The 19859-nt window shown below is 66.2% G+C and carries 17 protein-coding genes; 10 read left to right on the top strand and 7 right to left on the bottom strand.

Going from position 1 to position 19859, the window contains the following annotated elements:
- The first annotated feature begins 34 nt into the window (after positions 1-34).
- The 3 genes from Y710_RS04715 to Y710_RS04705 are packed head-to-tail and all read left to right on the top strand — an operon-like array spanning position 35 to position 5543.
- Positions 35-1546, top strand: coding sequence for a DUF3375 domain-containing protein (locus Y710_RS04715; RefSeq protein ID WP_006897831.1), 1512 nt, complete (start codon positions 35-37; stop codon positions 1544-1546).
- A complete protein-coding gene (locus Y710_RS04710) occupies positions 1543-2142 on the top strand; it encodes a DUF4194 domain-containing protein (protein ID WP_006897832.1) in 600 nt (199 codons plus the stop codon). The genes Y710_RS04715 and Y710_RS04710 overlap by 4 nt, the downstream gene beginning before the upstream one ends.
- On the top strand, positions 2139-5543 hold the full coding sequence (locus Y710_RS04705; protein ID WP_006897833.1) for an ATP-binding protein: 3405 nt from the start codon (positions 2139-2141) through the stop codon (positions 5541-5543). Before Y710_RS04710 ends, Y710_RS04705 begins: the two co-directional genes overlap by 4 nt.
- A gap of 13 nt (positions 5544-5556) precedes the next feature.
- On the opposite strand, the gene Y710_RS04700 is transcribed toward Y710_RS04705, so the two are convergent.
- Genes Y710_RS04700 through Y710_RS04690 form a run of 3 tightly spaced genes read right to left on the bottom strand, consistent with a single transcriptional unit; the run spans position 5557 to position 7601 of the window.
- Entirely contained in the window at positions 5557-5775 is a 219-nt protein-coding gene (locus Y710_RS04700) for a dodecin (protein ID WP_006897834.1), read from the bottom strand.
- A gap of 57 nt (positions 5776-5832) precedes the next feature.
- Positions 5833-6516, bottom strand: coding sequence for an IMPACT family protein (locus Y710_RS04695; protein WP_006897835.1), 684 nt, complete (start codon positions 6514-6516; stop codon positions 5833-5835).
- A gap of 47 nt (positions 6517-6563) precedes the next feature.
- On the bottom strand, positions 6564-7601 hold the full coding sequence (locus tag Y710_RS04690) for a hypothetical protein (protein WP_081598149.1): 1038 nt from the start codon (positions 7599-7601) through the stop codon (positions 6564-6566).
- A 57-nt stretch (positions 7602-7658) separates the two neighbouring features.
- On the opposite strand from Y710_RS04690, the gene Y710_RS04685 reads away from it, so the two are divergent.
- Positions 7659-8240, top strand: coding sequence for a TetR/AcrR family transcriptional regulator (locus Y710_RS04685; protein ID WP_062366581.1), 582 nt, complete (start codon positions 7659-7661; stop codon positions 8238-8240).
- Positions 8241-8333: 93 nt separating this feature from the next.
- On the opposite strand, the gene Y710_RS04680 is transcribed toward Y710_RS04685, so the two are convergent.
- On the bottom strand, positions 8334-9986 hold the full coding sequence (locus Y710_RS04680; RefSeq protein WP_062366579.1) for a DUF222 domain-containing protein: 1653 nt from the start codon (positions 9984-9986) through the stop codon (positions 8334-8336).
- A gap of 206 nt (positions 9987-10192) precedes the next feature.
- On the opposite strand from Y710_RS04680, the gene Y710_RS04675 reads away from it, so the two are divergent.
- From Y710_RS04675 to Y710_RS04660, 4 genes are all read left to right on the top strand, one after another.
- Positions 10193-10936, top strand: coding sequence for an N-formylglutamate amidohydrolase (locus Y710_RS04675; RefSeq protein ID WP_062366578.1), 744 nt, complete (start codon positions 10193-10195; stop codon positions 10934-10936).
- A 241-nt stretch (positions 10937-11177) separates the two neighbouring features.
- Positions 11178-12308, top strand: coding sequence for a pyridoxal-phosphate-dependent aminotransferase family protein (locus tag Y710_RS04670; protein ID WP_062366576.1), 1131 nt, complete (start codon positions 11178-11180; stop codon positions 12306-12308).
- Positions 12309-12790: 482 nt separating this feature from the next.
- Positions 12791-14671, top strand: coding sequence for a DUF2075 domain-containing protein (locus tag Y710_RS04665; protein ID WP_197462910.1), 1881 nt, complete (start codon positions 12791-12793; stop codon positions 14669-14671).
- Positions 14672-14781: 110 nt separating this feature from the next.
- On the top strand, positions 14782-15690 hold the full coding sequence (locus tag Y710_RS04660) for an HNH endonuclease (protein ID WP_062366574.1): 909 nt from the start codon (positions 14782-14784) through the stop codon (positions 15688-15690).
- Positions 15691-15771: 81 nt separating this feature from the next.
- On the opposite strand, the gene Y710_RS04655 is transcribed toward Y710_RS04660, so the two are convergent.
- Positions 15772-16038, bottom strand: coding sequence for a hypothetical protein (locus Y710_RS04655; protein WP_062366572.1), 267 nt, complete (start codon positions 16036-16038; stop codon positions 15772-15774).
- A gap of 156 nt (positions 16039-16194) precedes the next feature.
- Here Y710_RS04655 and Y710_RS04650 point away from each other — a divergent pair, with 156 nt between their 5' ends.
- Complete coding sequence (locus Y710_RS04650) at positions 16195-16773, top strand: hypothetical protein (protein ID WP_062366571.1); 579 nt, start codon at positions 16195-16197, stop codon at positions 16771-16773.
- Here Y710_RS04650 and Y710_RS19045 read toward each other — a convergent pair.
- Both Y710_RS19045 and Y710_RS19265 read right to left on the bottom strand, forming a co-directional pair.
- Entirely contained in the window at positions 16768-17262 is a 495-nt protein-coding gene (locus Y710_RS19045; RefSeq protein ID WP_231875675.1) for a hypothetical protein, read from the bottom strand. The two genes, Y710_RS04650 and Y710_RS19045, sit on opposite strands and share 6 nt — an antisense overlap.
- 107 nt (positions 17263-17369) lie before the next feature.
- Positions 17370-17702: a uracil-DNA glycosylase family protein gene (locus Y710_RS19265; RefSeq protein ID WP_062366568.1), complete on the bottom strand. Its 333-nt coding sequence runs from the start codon at positions 17700-17702 to the stop codon at positions 17370-17372.
- Between the two features lie 823 nt (positions 17703-18525).
- Here Y710_RS19265 and Y710_RS04630 point away from each other — a divergent pair.
- Positions 18526-19770 (top strand): hypothetical protein, encoded by a 1245-nt coding sequence (locus Y710_RS04630; RefSeq protein ID WP_062366564.1) that lies wholly within the window; start codon positions 18526-18528, stop codon positions 19768-19770.
- Positions 19771-19859 lie beyond the last annotated feature (89 nt).

Raw genomic sequence — 19859 nt, 5'->3', positions numbered from 1 at the left:
CCGCCCACGCTCCGGACCCCGCTACCCTGACCCAGTGCAATTCGACGAGATCGTCGCCGTCCGGAGGAGCAATGCTGCCTGGCGACTGCTGAGGGCCGACAACGCGCCGTTGCTGCTGTCGTTCCTGGGACGGGTCTTCGTCGACGACAACGTCCGCGAGATCTCGGAGTCGGCACTGGTCAGCCTGCTCGACGAGGAGTTGTACTCGTTGAACGAGCGGCTCGGCGAGGGAACCTATCCGCGATCGCCGAAGGCCTACCTCGACGAGTGGTCGGCCGCCGATACTGCGTGGCTGCGCAAGTACTACGTGATCGAGAGCGACGAGCCGCACTACGACGCGACCCCGGCGGTCGAGCGCGCCGTGGCCTGGGTCCGGTCGCTGCGCGACCGCGACTTCGTGGGCACCGAGTCACGTCTCAAGACCGTGCTGGAACTACTGCGGCAGATCGTCTACGGCACCACCACCGACGCCGAGGTCCGGCTCGCCGAACTGCGCCGCCGTCGCGCCGAACTCGACGCGGAGATCGAGGCCGCCGAGCGGGGCGAGTTCCAGGTCCTCGACGCCACCAGCCGACGGGAGCGCTACCAGCAGTTCGCCGACATCGCCCGCGCGCTGCTCTCCGACTTCCGTGAGGTGGAGACCAACTTCCGCACCCTCGACCGCCAGATGCGGGAGCGCATCGCCACCTGGCGCGGCACCAAGGGCGAACTGCTCGACGAGATCGTCGGCAGCCGAAACGTCATCAGCGACTCCGACCAGGGCCGCAGCTTCCAGGCCTTCTACGACCTCCTGCTCTCCGCCGACCGACTCGACGAGCTCGACGAACTGGTCCGGCATGCGCAGGGCCTCGACGAGGTCGCCGACTCCGACATCCGGCTCACCAACATCCACCACGACTGGCTCGACGCCGGAACCCGCGCGCAGGACACGGTCCGCCGGCTGTCGGAGCAGCTGCGCCGCTTCCTCGACGACCAGGCGTGGCTCGAGAACCGCCGCGTCATGGACCTGCTGCGGAGCATCGAGTCGTCGGCCTACGCCATCCGCGACCGCCGCGTCGACGACTTCGCCCAGGAGATCGACTCCCCGGCACCGAGCGTGAATCTGCCCCTCGAGCGTCCGCTGTACCGTCCCGCCGCGGCGGTCGAGGTCGCCAGCGAGGGCATCGAGGAGGGCGAGGCTCAGGGGGCCTCGGAAGCGCTGTTCGAGCAGATCCACGTCGACCCCGCGCCGCTGATCGACGGCGTCCGACGGGCGCTGCGCCGCTCCGGCCAGGTCACGCTCGCCGAAGTCCTCGCCGAACGTCCCCTCGAACAGGGGCTCGCCGAACTGGTCACCTATCTGTCTCTCACCGACGACGGCTTCGGGAAGGTCTTCGACGAAAGCGCCGACGAGACGGTCTCGTGGACTGACGAGAGCGGTGGCCGCCGTGTCGCTCGCGTCCCGCGCGTGATCTACACCCGGCCGTCCCCTACCGCGAGCCCCACCGCGGGCCCCACCGTGAATCCGACCGCCGACCCCACCGCCCCCGACCAGGAGACTCGATGAGCCGCCCCGTCCCCCGCGACGAGCTGAACCTCTCGCTCGCGGTCACCTCGCTGATGAAGGGCGTCGTCTACCGCGACACCGCCGAGACCGCCTGGCGCCACGTCCTCGGCCTGGCCGCGCAGGTGAGCGATTACGTCGCCACGCTCGGTCTCACCGTCGTGATCGACGAGGCCGAGGGATATGCCTTCCTGCGGTCCAAGAGCGACGACGAGCTGGCCGACCTCGGGATCGGGCGTCTGGTCGCCCGCCACCAACTGCCGCTGCATCCGTCGTTGCTGCTGGCCCTGTTGCGCAAGAAGCTCGCCGAGCACGACACGTCCGATGCGGGCAACCGTCTGATCGTGACCGGTGCGCAGCTGCGTGAAATGGTCAGCCCCTTCTTCCCCGCCACCACCAACGAAGCTCGGATCGCCGACCAGGCGGACACCGCGATCCGGCGCGTCGTCGAACTCGGCTTCCTGCGCCGCATGCCCGGCCAGGACGGCGAGTACGAGGTCCGGCGGGTCATCAAGGCCTACGTCGACGCCCAGTGGCTGTCGGATCTGGACGCCCACCTGGCCGAGTACGCCGAGATCGCCACCGAGGAGCGACGATGACCGGACTGTTCGCGCCCACCGAACTCGAGAACGCCGATTCGGCACGGTCGGGATTCCGGCTCCAGCGCTTCCAGGTGCTCAACTGGGGCACCTTCGACCAGCGTGTGTGGACGCTGGTGCTCGACGGCCAGAACGGATTGCTCACCGGCGACATCGGGTCCGGCAAGTCGACGCTGGTCGACGCCCTGACCACGCTGCTCCTGCCGGCCCACCGGGTGGCCTACAACAAGGCCGCGGGCGGCGAGTCGCGCGAGCGCGACCTGCGCTCATACGTTCTGGGCTACTACAAGTCCGAGCGCAACGAGGTGACCGGCGCGTCGCGTCCGGTGGCACTGCGCGGGATGTCGAACTATTCGGTGATCCTCGGCGTCTTCCACAACGAAGGCCACGACGAAACGGTCACGCTGGCGCAGGTGTTCTCGATGCGGCACGACAGCGGCCAGCCCGAGCGGTTCTTCACCGTCACCGACCGCGCCCTGGACATCGCCACCGACTTCGCCGACTTCGGCTCCGACCTGCGCGCCCTCCGCAAGCGCCTCAAAGACGGCGACACCCGCATCCACGAGCACTTCCCGGAGTACGGGCGCGATTACCGGCGGGCGCTCGCCATCCGCTCCGAGCAGGCCATGGAACTGTTCCATCAGACCGTGTCGATGAAGGCGGTCGGCAACCTCAACGACTTCGTCCGCGACCACATGCTCGAGCCGTTCGACTCCAGCGGATGGGTCGACACGATGGTCTCGCATTTCGAGGACCTGACCGCCGCCCACGACGCGGTGGTCCTGGCACGCACTCAGCTCGAGGAACTCGGACCGCTGCTCGCCGACGACGACCGCTACCGCCGTCACGTCGAGATGGCCGCCGAGCTCAAGGCCCGGCGCGGCGCCCTGCGCCACTACTTCGCCCAGCAGCGCCACGACCTTCTCGCCGGTGAACTGGAGAACCACAACCGTGACCTCGCGGCCACCCGCGCGGCGCTCGAAGCGGTCGACCGTGATCTGGCCGACCTGCGGATCGGCCTGCGGGAGCTGGAGCTGCGCCAGGCGGGTCTCGGCGGCACCGACATCGCGGCGCTCGAACAGCAGATCGTCGACGCTGCGCGCCAACGCGAGGAACGCGCCGCGGCACACGAGCGGTACACCCGGATGATCGAGGACGCCGGGCTGGCGCCGGTCTCCGACCGCGGACAGTTCGAACAGCGCCGCACCGAGGTCGCGGACGCCGTCGAGGCGCTGGACGCCGAGGCCGCGGAGGTCGACAACGCGCTCAACGAGGTCCGGTACAGCCGCAGGCAGTTGGACGGCGAGGGGCGGCGCGTCGCCGGCGAGATCGCCAGCCTGCGCGGGCGGACCAGCAATATCCCCGAACGCAATCTGCGGATCCGCGAGCTGATCTGCCAGGGCGTCGGCCTTCCGCACGACGAGCTGCCGTTCGTCGGCGAACTCATCGGCGTCCGCGCGGACGAGAGCCGCTGGGAGGGCGCCGCCGAACGGGTGCTGCGCGGCTTCGGCCTGTCCCTGCTGGTCGCCGCCGACCTGTACGACGAGGTCTCGGCATGGATCGACGCGAATCATCTGGGCGGGCGCGTCGTCTACTTCAAGGTGTCCGATCACGTCTCGTCGAAGGGTGCGCCGACGCCGCCGCCGACCGCGCTCGCACACAAGATCGACATCAAGGAGGGACGCTTCGAGACCTGGCTGGAACGCCGGCTGTTCGAGCGGGCCCGGCATGTGTGCGCCGAGACGCTCGAGGAGTTCCGCGCCGCGGACTACGCGGTGACGGTCAACGGGCAGGTCCGCTCCGGCGGCGGGCGGCACGAGAAGGACGATTCCCAGCGGGTCGACGACCGTCGGAACTTCGTCCTCGGCTGGAGCAACGAGCAGAAGATCACCGCGCTCTTCACCGCCGGCCAGCGGGTGCAGGACGACCTCAACCGGGTCGATCAGGAGATCGCCGATCTCGAGGATCGGCGGCGAGCCCTGATGGACCGCCGCAATGCGCTCACCGGTTTGGACGCCTACCCGAGCTTCGATGTCATCGACTGGATGAGTTCGGCGGCCCGGATCGCCGAAATCACCGAGCGCAAGACCGAGCTCGAGCATTCCTCGACCGAACTCGCGGAAGTCACCGACGCCGTCGCCGCCACGCGCGAACAGCTGTCGGCCGCCGACGCGACTCGAGACGGATTGCGCGACAAGGTCTCCCGCCTGGAGATGGCGCGCGATCAAGGAGAGAAGGCGCGCAATGCGGCGCAGGCGGTGCTCGCCGAACCGGAGTTCGCCGAGGCCGAAGCCTACTTCGAAGCGATCGCCGAGGCGGTCCAGGCCTACCGAGCCAAGGTCGACGGCGGTGCCGACCAAGTGCTCACCGTCGCCGAATGCGCAGAGTTGGAGGCGTCGCTGACCGAGAAGCTCACGGACGAATCCGAGCAGCACACGAGCCGTGCGGGAACGTACGAGACGCGTGTGGTGAACCGGATGTCGGAGTTCAACCGCAACCATCCGGTTCTCACCACGGAGTTCGACGCGGACATCGCATCGGCCGACGAGTACCGCGAGTTGCATCGTCGGCTGGCGGAGGACGATCTCCCCCGCTTCGAATCGGAGTTCAAGAACTATCTGAACACCAATGCGATCCGCGACATCGCGATCTTCGCCGCCAAGCTCAACAAAGAAGTCCACCAGATCCACTCGAAGATCGACACGATCAACGAGTCGCTGGCCGGGATCGAGTACAACCCGGGACGCTACATCCGGCTCGACGTGAATCCGACGGCCGCGCAAGACATTCGGGAGTTCCGCGCCGATCTGCGCAAGTGCAGTGACGGTTCCTTCGATTCCGGCGGCGACGATCAGTACGCCGAGGAGAAGTTCCTCCTCGTCAAGGCTCTGGTGGAGCGCTTCCGCGGCCGCGAGGGTTTCACCGACCTCGATCGCAAGTGGACCGAGCAGGTCACGGACGTGCGCAACTGGGTCACCTTCGCGGCGTCGGAGCGATACCTCGACGGCGACGGGGAGTACGAGAACTACACCGACTCCGACGGCAAGTCCGGCGGCCAGAAGGAGAAGCTCGCGTACACGATCCTGGCCGCATCGCTCGCCTATCAGTTCGACCTCAAGTGGGGAGCCACCCGCTCGCGCGATTTCCGTTTCGTGGTGATCGACGAGGCCTTCGGCCGGGGCTCGGACGATTCGGCCCGTTACGCGCTGTCGCTGTTCGCGCGCCTCGGCCTGCAGTTGCTGATCGTCACGCCGCTGACGAAGATCTACACGATCGAACCCTTCGTCTCCGCGGTCGGATACGTGGAGAACCGCGGCGGCAGCTACTCACAGCTCCAGTGCCTCACCATCGAGCAGTACCGCGAGAAGCGTGCGGTGCGGGAGTTGGTGCACGAGGCCTGAGTCGGGAGCCTGCTCAGGTATCGCGCGGTTCCAGTGCGAACCCGATCTTGACGGTGACCTGGAAGTGCGCGATGGCGCCGTCCTCGATGTGGCCGCGGGTCGACACCACCTCGAACCAGTCGAGGTTCTTGACGGTCTCACCCGCCCGGCTGATCGCATTGCGGATGGCGTCGTCGGTGCCGGTGGTCGACGAACCCACGACCTCGATCACGCGGTAGACATTGTCGCCCATGACTCGCTCCTATCGATTGGGGTGCCTCTCCCCTGTCTATCAGTTCCGGCTCGGTCGTCAGCGGGTTTGGGCGTCTGGAACTGGCACGTCCACCCATGTCCGGCCCGCCGGCTCGGCCGTCCCCGCACCCGAGGTCGCCGCCGCGACCACCGCCTCGACGTCGTCGGCCTCGGCCGCGACCACCAGGGTCACGTCGGCGCCGTACTCGGTGTCGATCACCTGCGCGCCCTTCGAGCGGAGCAGCCCCTCGACACGTCCCGCGTCCGCGTGTGCCAGCCGGATCCGCCACAGCGAGCGCGGCTCCCGGCGCACCAGCGGTGCCGTCTGCAATGCCAGCGACACCGCGTCGCCGTACGCGCGGACGAGCCCGCCGGCGCCGAGGAGGGTTCCGCCGAACCAGCGCACCACCACCGCGCAGACATCGCTGAGTCCGGCTCCCACCAGCACGTCGAGCATCGGGCCGCCGGCGGTGCCCGACGGCTCGCCGTCGTCGTTGGTGCGGGTCGTCTCGCCTCTGGCTCCCAGCACGAATGCCGAGCAGTGGTGCCGCGCGTCGCGGTGAGCGCGCCTCTGCTCGGCGATCAGTTCGCGGGCCGCGGCTTCGGAGTCCACGCGGCGCACCACGGCGAGGAACTTCGAGCGCTTCACATCGAGCGTCGCGACGGCGTCCGGCCCGCCGGCGAGCGTGAGATGACCGGTCGGGCCGGCGTCGGGTGCTGTCCGGGGCGGCCGAGTGTCCATGGGTTCATCTTGCCGTACCACCGGCAACGATCGCCGCGAGCGCGAACTCATCTGATCCCGAAGATCTTCACGAACATCGGCGTATCGAGCAGGGTGTGCGGTGCAATGGCGTGGTAGGCCCACAGATGCGTCCACGCGTTGGCGCTGCGGATGGTGATGAAGGTCTTGAACATCCCCGGACCGGTGTAGAAGAGGAACAGGTACAGCACTGAGACGAGTGCGTCCGACGGCGAGGCGAAGTTGGTCCATCCGTCGAAGAAGTGCAGGGTCGCATACGTCAGACCGCCGAGCACCACCGTCGCGGGCACCGACCCGGTCAGCTTCAGGTACCGCGGCGTCAGGATGCAGTAGATGAAGACCATCGTCGGCAGAGCTGTGCCCGCCAACCCCAGCACGAGGGTCAGCGGGGCGCCCAGCAGTGCCTGATGCGCGGGCAGTCCGAGGATCGACGACGATCCCGCCACCGCCAACTGCACGGCCGACTCGATGAGCAGGACCACGACGATCAGCAGGAGGTCGGCACGGCGGTCGGACGACGTCAGACTCAGTTGCTCGGAGGTGTACCGCCGCCGGAAGACGATCAGCGGCACCACGGCGAACACGATGAGGTTGTACAACGCCCAGCTCAGCGTCTCCGGAATCGTCACGGGCTGGTCGGTGCGGATCACCATGCCGTCGAGGTGGAAGCTGAAGGCGTGCCAGCCGAAGGCGCGCCCGAGCAGGAAGCCGCCGACCATGCCCGCGACGCCGTAGCCGAGCGTCGCGGCCACCTCGGCGCGCGCCCTGGTCCGCTCGGGTGCCCGCGTCGCGATGTCGGGCACCCTCCGATGGCGCGTGAGCAGATGCACGACGACCATCAGCGCGAAGACCTCGAGATACATCAGGTCGGTGCCGATCACCTTCTGGGCGGTGGGCGGTTCGGCGAGTTCGCTCGCGTGCAGCGGCAGATGCCGTCCGGCCACCGCGATCAGCACCGCGTTGATCACCAACCATCCGGCAGCCGCGAGCCAGACGGCGCGACCGGGCCGTCGCCTCCGCCGTGATGCGGAGCGGCGGTCGAGGACCAGGTCTCGCGTGCCAGCCATACTAGAATCATACGCTCGTATCATACGAGTGTATAGATACTCGGCTACACTGTTCTCATGTCCGACGCCTCCGTCCGCGACCGCATCCTCGACACCCTGCTGCGGCTGGCCGCCGAACGCGGCGCCGAGGGCGTCACCGTGCGGGAAGTCGCCTCCGCCGCCGCGGTGTCGATCGGCACCGTGCAGTACTACTGCCACTCCAAAGAACAGATGCTGACGATGGCCTTCGACGAAGTGAACCGGCGGATCGCCGCCCGGGTCGACGCGATCGAGTACGACGGGCCGGTCGGTGCCGTGTTGCGACGCGCCCTCCTCGAGTTCCTCCCTATCGACGACGTGCGCCGCCGCGAGGCCTCGGTGTACCTCGCGTTCAGCACGCGAGCGGTGGTGGAGCCGACCCTCGCTGCCATCCGCCACGACCTCATCACCGAACAGCATCGGCTCTGCGCTGACGCCTTCCGGCTCGCGCAGCAACGCGGCCAGGACGTGACGGTCTTCGACGCCGATCAAGCCGCCTGGACCACCGTCGCCCTGATCGACGGACTCCTGCTGAATCTGTTGAGCGACCCGCGGGGGCTGTCGGCGGCCGGCGCGATCGAGGCTGTCGACCGCCATCTCGGTGCCCTCACCCAGATCTGACCGGCGCCACGATCGGCATTCTCAATCAGCTCGAACGCGATGACACACCGGTTCATCCGCCCGCTCGGTGGCGCGGCCGGCGTTCTCGCACCCTCAGAACTGGGGCTCACCCCACTCCGTCCCCCACGCAGTCCCGCACTCCGTCACCGAAGCCCCAGTCGGCACCACAGCCTCCACGACCTCACGAGCTCGACGATTCGCCGCCCGCCGCCGCATCCGGTACTGATGCTTGGCCTCCACTCGCGTACGCGGTCGTTCCGGTGCAACACCGGCGTGTCCGGATCCTGGGCGTGTCGGCGCCGGGTGTCTGCAAGTGAGGTGGCCGAGCTCCGGCAGGAGCCACATGTTCAACGCCCGCTGACGTACCGTGAACCCCTCCGGCGTGGTGACCTCAGTCCAGATCACACCGTTCGCGTCCACGACCTGATCGTCGACCCATCCGCCGACGAACGTCTTCAGACCATGATGGAAGCGGCACTTCGGATTCAGGTTGCACACGCACGTCGGGCCGCCGGCAGTCGGATCGGCGTGGTTGAACTCGCACACGTGGTCCAGGTCCGACTTCCACGCCGCCCGCTCACATCCCGGCCACGAGCAGGTACCGAACAGACCCCGCATCGCCGCATCCACTGCCGCAGTCGGCCGATAGGCGTTGCCGGGCTGCGCCTGATGACCGACGAGCTCATCGAGATCCACCTCTCGCCGAACCGCGTCCGGACGAGCCGCCAGCTCCCGCGCGTGCTCGGCGGAGATCGGACCGTACCCGTCAAGATAGGCCGGGGTGTCGGACTCCCCTCCGAGAGTCTCCTTGCGAACCACAACGTGCAGCACCACCCGTGCGCACCGCGACGCAATCGCCTCCGTCGACAATTCGGCGGTGCAATCGTCCCGACCGCACTCGCACACGAAGTCGGTCCCCGCCAGACGCGCGACGGCTGCCGCCGACCGACGCTCACCGCGAGTCCGCGGATCGTGCGAGCACACTCCGGCGATCACCGCGTCCAGCACGTCTTTCACGACCATCGCGTCCTCGGTCGACGCCGTCACGATCACCTCGGACACGCCCTCGCCGAGCGGGTTCACCCGCACCTGCTTGGCGAGCTTCACCTGCTCGCGGGTCAGCGTCACCGCATCCGGATCATGTTCAGCCACAATCGAACTCACCAGAGCCTCCACCCGGCCAGCCGACAGCTTGCCCACCACGGACAGCGTGTGCGCGATCTCGGCGTCGATGAACGCCAGCAGATCCGAATCGTCGACGAGCGCCGTCTGCTCGACCACCCGACGAAACCACGCCGGGCAGATCAGGCCGTCACGCATCAACCGGCCCACCGCCGGAATCCGCTCCATGCACGCCACTGCGGCCTCCACGAAGTGCTCGGCCGTGCACTGCCTCACCCCCGCCACCGTCGCATACGACGCCGCGACCTGGCACAGCGGATCGTAGAGCCGCGTGTACGCGTCGGCACCCGACTCGACACCGCCGGCCGGGCCATCGGACTCAGCCTGCTTGGCTAGCAGCAGTGCATGCACCGCTTCGTAGCGATGCCACAACACCAGCCCCTGGTAGCAGTCCGCCCGCGCCGCGAACCCGAGCAGAGCAGCACGATCGGCCCGCGAGGTGCAGTCCGCCGACTCTCCCGTAGCTCCCGGACGACCGATCCGAATCACGATCGCACCCTCGTCGACCACCACCGACGAGCCCGCCGACGCGGATCCCGAATCACCTCTGACCTTGATGTTCATTGATCCCCCTCCGTTCGAATCGAACTTGCATTCGATGTTATCCGGAGGGTCTGACATGAATGATCGCGAGAACTTCCGCCAACCCTGAGCCGACCGCCATGTGTAGATCGAGGATCCGGATTGTCGTAGGCCCGTGCTTGTCTGTCACGTTGCCGCATGGGCGGGGACGTGCCGTTCGTCGGCGCCACTACGTGTGAAGGACCAACATGCCCCCTCGCGCAACGATTCTCAACGGCGACCCCGACTCGCCGGTCCTGCTTCATGTCGCCCGCCGTGCTCAGCTCGCACGGCCGCACTCCATCGCACCGTCGATCCCACTCGAGTCCCTGGACGCCGCAACCGAATCGGTGGCCAAGTGCGCGCGGACGCACGCGGCGGTTCGTCCGCACCTGATCGTGAACGACCTCTCGCCGCTACCAGAAGCACCACGTCCGCCCGGTGATGCGGACCCGATCGACCACATCCAGCCCTACGCCTGGCTGGTGACCGATCTGATCGAAGAGCGGTTGACCGCGACCGGCTGCGCGGTGATCGTCGACATCTGTTCGTACCCGAACGAGTCGACTCCGGTCGACGACCAGCAGCAGCCACACCCCGAGGCCTGTCGCGGCATCGACTTTTCACACACTCCGGCGGCGCTTCTCGATGCGGCGGTCATCGCGTTCGGTGAGTTGGTCTCCGCCGGACCCGACATACCGCAGCCGCGGCGGTACGTGCCCCAGACACAGTACGGAAACGACCAGCGTGTCCAGGCGATCACGGTGGCGATCCGCAACGACGTCCTGCTCGACAGACACTTCGCGGTCAACCCGGAGTCGGTCGAGCGACTGGGCCGAGCGATCGGCGAAGTGATCGGGGCACGGGTGTCACCACCCGCGGTACACCAGGACGACAGCTCCCCAGACCTGTCGATCGAACGGACGAATGTCAGACCCCAGTCCTATAGTTAAGCCCTTAAGTAAGGCAAGTAAGGCATCTCACTCGAACTGGAGGATCGTGGCACCGACTTCCCGGACGGAACCTCCGGTTCGGTTCCGCCGCAGCCGCCCTCGGATTGCCGAGAGGTGTCAGAGCCTGCGGATAGCGTACTCGCCCACTTCTCTGCGGGCCGCACGACTGTCGGTGTCGGCCGCGTCACTGTATCCGCAGGCCCGGCACACCGAACCGACCACGTCATGAGAACCTGGTCAGGTGACTCTTCCTCATGACGACATCGATCCAGACGGCCTGCTCGAGTACTCGGTCGTGTTCACCGACCGTTCCCTGAACCACATGTCCAAGCGGTTCATCGGCGTCATGCAGGGTCTCCTCGGCATCCTGCGCACCACCTACCACGCTGGCAGCGTCGCTGTCGTTCCCGGCGGCGGCACCTATGGCATGGAGGCGGTGGCGCGTCAGCTCGCGACCGGGCGCCGCGTGCTCGTCGTGCGCAACGGCCTGTTCTCGTACCGGTGGTCGCAGATCCTTGAGACCGGTGGCATCACCGATCAGGTCACGGTGTGCCAGGCGCGTCCGGTCAGCGACGCCCACCAAGCCGCGTGGGCTCCGGCGCCGATCGACGAAGTGGTGGCCGCGGTGCGCGAACAGCGCCCCGAGGTGGTCTTCGCTCCCCACGTGGAGACCGCGTCCGGCATTCTGCTGCCCGACGACTACCTGACGACTCTCGCCGCGGCGGTTCACGAGGTGGGCGGACTGTTCGTCCTCGACTGCGTCGCCTCCGGTGCGCTGTGGGTCGACATGGCCACCATCGACGTCGACGTCCTCCTCACCGCGCCGCAGAAGGGCTGGAGCGGCACCCCGTGTGCCGGCTACGTCATGCTGCGCGAACGCGGCCGCGACGCCGTCCTCAATTCGACGTCCACCAGCTTCGCGATGGACTTGCGCAAGTGGCTCTCGATCAGTGACTCGTACGTCGACGGCCAGGCCCCGTACCACGCGACGATGCCGACCGATTCGCTCGCGCACAACGTCGAGCTCATGCGCGAGACCGTCGACCTCGGCGCTGAGGAACTGCGCAGCCGTCAGCTCGACCTGGGCAGCCGGGTTCGCAAGCTGCTCGCCGCGAACGGCATGCCGTCTGTCGCCGCCGAAGGCTTCGACGCCGCGACCGTGGTCGTCGCGTTCACCGACGACGCCGCCCGCAAGACCGGTGCCGCGTTCAAGGAGGTCGGTCTGCAGATCGCCGCCGGCGTCCCGCTGCAGTGCGGCGAGGGCGAGGACTACTCGTCGCTGCGCATCGGCCTGTTCGGCGTCGACAAGCTGACGGATGTGGACGGGACTGTTGAGCGGCTGAGTGCTGCGTTGGAGCGGTTGAAGGGGTAGCTAGCACTCCCTCGCGCTTGTGCCGTTCCTGATGCCCCGAATCGGGGCACCAGGAACGGCATAAGCGTTTCTGGGCAGTGCCGACGGACGCAATAAGCACGCAGATTAGCGCGGTACCAACCGCGGCATGCTTGCCGGCGTCGGACGGGCTCCAAAGAGCCTCGCTCAGCGCTTCCCATCGAGTCCGCCCAAGAAGCAGCTTCATCTCGTGCTGCGCACGACCGAATTGTTGGGCGTCCATCGTTCGTCGCCGATCATGACCACGCCACTACGACAATTTAGACTAATCGTTCGTTTGGGCCGCGTTGCCGTCAGATCTGCCGCTCACTGACACTCTCCGGAGCACGCGCCGAGCCCAGTCACGCCCTCTGCTGACTGTCCGATAACCTGACCAGAAAGCGGCCCGACGGACTTCTGGTGCAACGCACCGCCTGATATGTCCCCACCCGCACGACGATTCGTGCTGCCCTGGGGACTGATCCGTGACGTTGCTCCGCACCACCGCCGACGATGTGCGCTTCGCGCAACCCGATTCACTGGTGGAACAGTTGCTCGAGCAGATGGTCTTCGCCACCGGACGCAGGGCCGCGCCGGCTGAGCAGAATTCGTGGCGACGCAGCCTACCCACACTCGCCGGCGACCTCCGCGACGCCGGACTCACAGGCGTCGAAATGCTCATCGAGTACCACATGCCGCTCACTTCGCAGCGCGCCGACGTTGTGCTGGCGGGAGTCCATCCCGAGACGGGCGCGCCGTCGTACGTCGTTGTCGAACTCAAGCAGTGGACGGCCGCGTACTCCTTCGAGGACAGCAGTGAAATCGTCGAAGTGCCAGGCATGCCCGGCGGCCCGAAGCTGAATCCGATCAACCAGGTTCGCGGGTACTGCGACTATCTGGCCGACTTCGCGCGTGTGCTTGAGAACCAACCGGATTCGCTCGCCGGCGTGGCATACCTGCACAATGCCACCGATCCGTCGCTCGTCGCCGACCTTCGTGGCGTCCCGATCAGTACGCGTGGGCAGCTGTTCACCGCTGCCGAACGCGGCCGATTCCACGACTTCCTCCGGTCGCGACTCGCTGCCGGCGTCACAGGCAGGACCGCTGCCGATCTGCTGCTCAACTCGCACGTCGCACCCTCGCGCCAGCTGCTGAAGGTCGCCGCCGACGAGGTCAAGCATCGCTCGCAATTTCAACTGCTGGGCAACCAGCAGCTCGCGGTCGACCTGGTGCTGCATCAGGTGGAGCAGTCACGAAGAGCCAACTCGAAACGCGTCATCGTCGTGACCGGTGGACCCGGCAGCGGCAAGAGCGTGATCGCGCTGGAGCTTCTCGGCGAGATCGCCCGGCAGGGCAGGTCGGTCCTGCACGCGACGGGATCGCGATCGTTCACTCAGACCCTGCGGAAGGTCGCGGGTTATCGGGCCCCGCGTGTTCAGAAGATGTTCGCGTACTTCAACAGCTTCATGACCGCCGAGACCAACGGCCTCGACGTGCTGATCATGGACGAAGCGCACCGCGTACGCGAAACGTCCGTCGACAGGTACACCAAGGCAGAACTCCGCACGGGGCGCCTGCAGGTGGACGAGCTGATCTCCGCGGCCCGTGTACCGGTGTTCCTGCTCGACGAGCACCAGGTGGTCCGCCCTGGAGAGATGGGGTCCCTCGAGCAGATCACTGCCTACGCGAAGTCGCTGGGGCTCGAAGTAGTCCATATTCCGTTGGAGTCACAGTTCCGCTGTGGCGGTAGCGAGGAGTATGTCCACTGGGTCCAACGGCTGCTCGGCCTCGCCGGCCGCGCGGCACCCACCCAGTGGACTCCGGACCCGCAGTTCCAGGTGGAAGTGGTCGACAGCCCGTGGGACCTCGAACGGCGACTCCAAACGAAGCTCGACGAAGGCTACTCGGCGCGAATGGCCGCAGGTTACTGCTGGCCGTGGTCGAAGCCGACGCCAGACGGCCACCTCGTCCCCGATGTCCGGATCGGCGACTGGCATCGTCCGTGGAACTCCCCTGCCAACCGACGACTCGGGGACGCGCCGCCGGCCGCACTCTGGGCGACGCAGGACGGCGGCTTCGGCCAAGTCGGTTGCGTGTACACCGCGCAGGGCTTCGAGTACGACTGGAGCGGCGTCATCCTCGGTCCCGACCTCGTCTGGCGCGACGGCGGATTCGTCAGCGTCCGAGCTGCGAACAAGGATCCAGACTTCCGCAATCGCACGAAGGTCTCCGACCTTCGGTTCGACCTCCTGCTCCGCCACGTCTACAAAGTGCTTCTCACTCGCGGGATGGTCGGAACGATCATCTACTCGACGGATCCGGAGACCCGCGAGGCATTGCGCAGGCTGATCCCCGCGCGTGCGTGACCGCACGACCCGACAACTGAAGACCGACGAACGAAACGAGCACGGCCCGACAGGCTTCCGCACAGGACATGCCTCCACCCGGAGCGAACCTGGATTGGGCATGCGTACAAATGGCCGGCTGGATCGTGAAGATCAGCGAGACCACTCCCGAACACGCCGACTTCGCGATCGAAGACTGCCTCTGGGATATCCGGAACTATGGCGCGTTCAAAAAGATCTCCGCCGGTGACGACGTCTTCTTCTGGCTCGGCGGCGGAGCACCCGACGGCGGGTTGAAGGGCTGGGGCCGGGTCGAGGACGGGTTGACGCCGCTTACCGGTGACATGCGACCGGCCCGCTGGGTCGACGCAGATTCCGGCGGCTACACCCACCGATTCACGTTCGAACCGCTCGCCTCCTCTCCCAAGTGGAATCCGACGTGGAGTGAGCTCCAGGACACCTTGGGCAAGGGTCTCGCGGCTTCCGCCCCGGTGAGTCCGCTCTACGACATTGTTCACGTCCAGCTGATGCGCGGTCTGTACATTCCGGGTGCTGCGAGAGGCGTGGACCTCACCTTCGGCACGCCGAAACGGCCGAGCCCCGTCGACGACCTCGAACCGTACCGCCCGAGTAGCGGCACCGATTCGCGAAGCGTAGTCAAGCGAGCGATCGCCGTTCGTCAAGGTCAGCCTGCGTTTCGGAAGCAATTGCGCGCGGCTTACGACGAAACGTGTGCGATCACCGGCTACCGCGTGCCGAACGCACTCGAAGCGGCCCACATCGATCCGTATCGCGGCGCCGACAACCACCACGTCCAGAACGGTCTCCTGCTCCGCTCAGACATTCACACCCTCTTCGACCTCCATGAACTCACTATCGACGAGGACTATCGCGTGGCGCTCTCGCCCGCTCTCCGCAGGACTGAGTACGCCCACCTGCACGGCAGACAGATCGAGCTTCCGGCGTCGGACAGCGACCAGCCATCAGCTGAGGCACTTGCGCGGCACCGTGCCGATTGTGGTTGGTATTCAACGCAATAGCGGGTCGTCTGTTCGAGTGAGCAAGCCGTCGCGTCCGACAGTCCGCCGGATTCGCCGCGTACGCTGAGCGGATGCGTGACGTCATCTGATCGCGCGGGAGCACTGCGCTGAGATTGTTACGTCCTCGAGTTCACAGGCGGGCAGCGGTATGTCGGCAAGGCCACCGACGTCAGAAGGCGGCTCTACCAACACCGTCGAGACACTGTTCATCACCCTGCGTGGACCGATATTGAGAGGATTCAATTCCGTCCTATCGAGAGCGGGGATCTCGACGGTCCAGAGCGGTCCGAAATCGCGCGGCAGCGGGGCCAGCACGTTCTGCGGAACCGCGTTCACAATCTCGGCCATGACCAGAAGTCGACTCTAGACGACCTCATCGATCCCCAGATTCAAAGGACGTGGCTGGATCAAGCGGACACGCTCGACATCGACGCGATCCGGCGACGGGCCGAGCGCCGGGTCGGAAAGCATTCACGTGTCTTCCGTTCCCCCTTCGGGGCCGAGATGATCGACGATCTAGCAACCATCATCGAGTTGTTCATCCCTGCCCCGCAGCAGACCGAAGGCCGGTTCTGGTCCGTCACCGACTGGCCCGACACCGGCGGTGGCCGCGGGTTCACGGTCAACGTCGGTGGCGTCGAGCTTGCGTACTGTTCGCGGCCCGAGAATGACGCCGGTACCCCGCCGACAATGTATGTCAACGCACCCGCGGGAACATTCGCTGCAGATATCCGGGGCTCATTCGCCGGCCGACTCGGCCTCAAACGAACGCGCCTCGTGGCCGAGACTCGATATCCCGGTCGGCCGGCGATCGTCGACCTGGTCAGCTATAAGAGCCTCGACGAGATCAATCGCCTATGCACCCCGGCTGGGACCGTGCTGGACGTGCTGCTGTCGACCGACACTCCCCAACAGTCCGCGGAGAGTGTTCGCGCGATGTCACTTGCCGCGATGAGGCAGCGGGCCACCCCGTGGGCAGGATCGCACAGCGCCGCGCTGGCGACGATGGCGTTCCGTATCATCGCAGCTCGCGAGAGTCCGATTCAGCTTCCGGAGTATGGAGAACTCACTGCGAACCTATGACTGATCACCGCCGATGCGATACGACACGCTGTCCCGGAGAACCGCTGTCGCCCCGAGAGTATCCATCCCCCGGACAGCCAACGTTCGTTGAGCAAGCGCGATCGGCAGCGCCGCGGAGAACTTGAGCCCCTTCACCGCGCGTGCGTCGACGGCGGGCAACGGCCGATCATTCGAAGCCAGCACCGCGGCAATGCCGTCGCGGATGTCGTCTCGTGTCAGGTCAGAATGCAACCGAACGGACTCTGCACCAAGCCGTTGCCGGGGCGGAATCAGGTCCGGTGCCCACGCGGCCAACGTGCGATTCGCCTTGGCTCCCGCCCACGTCCACCATCGCCAGTCGCCGCGGTCATCGCGCCGGATCACAATCGACGTCGGATGAACGTCCGCAGCGCGTTGCGATCGGTACCCCGCTAACGCTTCGGTCGCACGTTTAGTCAGCGTGACACCATCAGGCAGCGCACCGAGTAGCACGTCGCGAACTCCGCGCATCGGATCCGTTTCGCGACAATCGATCTCAGTGCGGACACTGAGTCGATCATTCGGGAGTTGCTCAGTGCGATGTCACCGGCGAACGGACCAGAGTCGCCGACGCCCTGTCATATCTCGATCTCGAATGCGTCGACGAACGCATCGCGCAGCCGATTCAGCGCGCCGCGGTTGTCGATTCCGGGTGGGGAGGGCGACGGACCGTAGACGACTCGACAGCCTCGCGCGAGATCAACGAAATCATGCTGCTGCCAACCACGTCTAGCTGCTGCGCCGAGAACAAGGACCACCTCCGGCGCTTCGATGAGGTCCATGAACTTGTCGAAGTAGGGTCGGCTCCGTTCGAATTCCTCGGGACTCGGATCGAACCGACTAGGCGGGAGCGGGAAGGGACAGATGTTCCACGGCACGCAACGCTGACGGTCGACACCGAGGTCTCGCATCGCTGAAAGAGATGCGCGGCACCTTCATCGTCGTTATCGAGAGAGATCAATCGTTGATCGCCCAGCTTCGGGTCTGCGTCCGCTTGCGGTGCCTTCAGCAACAGCACAACCGTAGCGCCTACTCCGCCAAAGGTCGGATCGACATACGGTAGCTCGCCGGTTCGCTGCTCAGCCCTGCTGATCCTCCAGATGAGCCGATTGATCTCGACTACGGAAGCCTCCGACTGAGCACCGCGAAAGCGGGCCGTCCTAAGTTCCGGGTCACGTAGTGAACGCGCAGTTCCGGCGAATCCCTGATTCGACACGTCTCCGACACTACGACACGGATCCTCCGTCACAACTTCAGCCCCAAACTGCGCAGGATCTTGCCCTTTCATACACGCCGACTTGGGTATTCAACGGTTCCTCCCCCGGTGCGACCGTCCGCCTCCAGCATGGCGAGAAGTCGGGCGTCACCATCCCCAACCCTCTGCCGGAGCCGGCAACTGCGTTCGGGCACGACAAAGCATCACCCCGCGCGTCACACCCGTCACGCCGACAGACCGCCCCGCCCTGAGGCGGTGGAAGCCGGTCCTCTGCGCCACCTCAAAGGATCCGGCGGTCTTCAACATCGGTATGTCCGACACCAGCGCCTTCTCGACGATCACAAGCGACTGCGGCCCGCTGCCCCGACCGGTCCCGCTGAACCAACGGCGCTGGACGCTGCACGAATAGCACGGGGCGTCCGGACCTTGTCAGGGGCGACAGCTAAAGTGCGCGGTGACTCCACTGATCTACGACGAGTTACAAGAGATTGACGAGTTCGAAGAGATCGAGGTTCTCCATGACAATCGAGACTGGGAACGTAGTCCCCATCTGGACGCTCACCACGGACGACGTCAACGTCCCAGTAGCACTCGACAAGGCGATGACCGCTGGACGACTCGCCGAGTTGCGGAGCGTACTGGCCGTGCTCGCCGAATCGCCCGTTACCACGCTCGAGGTCCGACCGCGGCCGGAGGCTCTCGACACCTCGCACGGAATGAAATTCGGCAGCGCAAGCCCGATCGCGCAACAGTTGGCGACATTCGCGGTGAACACGCCGAAAGCCACCGCTCGAGTCGCGAGCAGCGGTGAGACGCTCTACCGGATGGTTGTGCCTGCACGAGTCGCCTCGCAGGTTAGCGGCAACATCCTCAAGCCGATGACCTCGAGCGCGGCCGCCGGCGGTGTACACAGCGCTCTCGTCGGCAGTAAAGGGATCAGCGCGCAGGCGACCTTCGTGCCGGTGACTGCGGGTGCGGCGGCGGGCGCAATGGCGATCGCGACGCCGCTCGTTCTATTGGCGGTCGCGGCCGGTGCCAGCGTCTATGCCGAGCAGCAACGCAAGGCCGCGATCGAGAAGATCACCCTACTCCTCGAGAAGCTGCACCAGGACCGGCTCGACGACGAACGCAACCAGCTCGACGGATGCCGTAACTCTATCGACAAGGCGACTGCAGTTCTGCTCGATAACGGGAACATCGGCGCGACGATCGCACTCGGCCCAGCGGTCTATGCGATCGATACAGCGATCGCCGCCGCGGAACGCCGCGTCAAGCGGTGGCGCACAGCGCTCGACAGGCTCCCCGCTGACAAAGTGGAGCTCCCTGTCCTCGCCGCCGCCATTGAGGGGATCGATTCGGCAGACAGCGAGTTCTACGCACACCTCGAACTCGCGGATCTCGCGATCGCACTCAAACGACGCGTCGTCGTCCTGCAGGCCGTTGAACACGCCCAACAGGACGAAGGAAATGAGTTCAAGAACTTCGCCGAGGCGTTGAAGCTCGACACCCAGAACCTCGAAGCGCTGATCAGCGAGCTCGACTTCGTGCGCCTGCGACTGTCGTCGCTCGAAATCGACCGGTCGCACGGTTTAGCCGACTTCACGTTCGGTTCTAGTTCAGTGGATAAGCTGCTGCACACCACGTATCGACTCCGCAAGCTCGGCGATCAAGTGTCGCGCCCGGGGCTGCAGAACGACGTCGCGATTGACATTCTCCGGCGTGAAGATGGTTCGGTGACGGTGTTACCACCGGCCATTGCGTAATGCAGTTCGCGCCGGCCCGTCAAGCTGCTTCCACTGCGACGGTAGCGCAGGCAGCTGCGGTCGGTGAATCGCCCCGGGTCTGATGGAGG

This window comes from Gordonia sp. QH-12, from assembly GCF_001578675.1.
Classification (GTDB): domain Bacteria; phylum Actinomycetota; class Actinomycetes; order Mycobacteriales; family Mycobacteriaceae; genus Gordonia; species Gordonia sihwensis.
The sequence above is the reverse complement of the archived record's forward strand: the minus strand, read 5'-3'. Positions and strand labels throughout refer to the sequence as shown.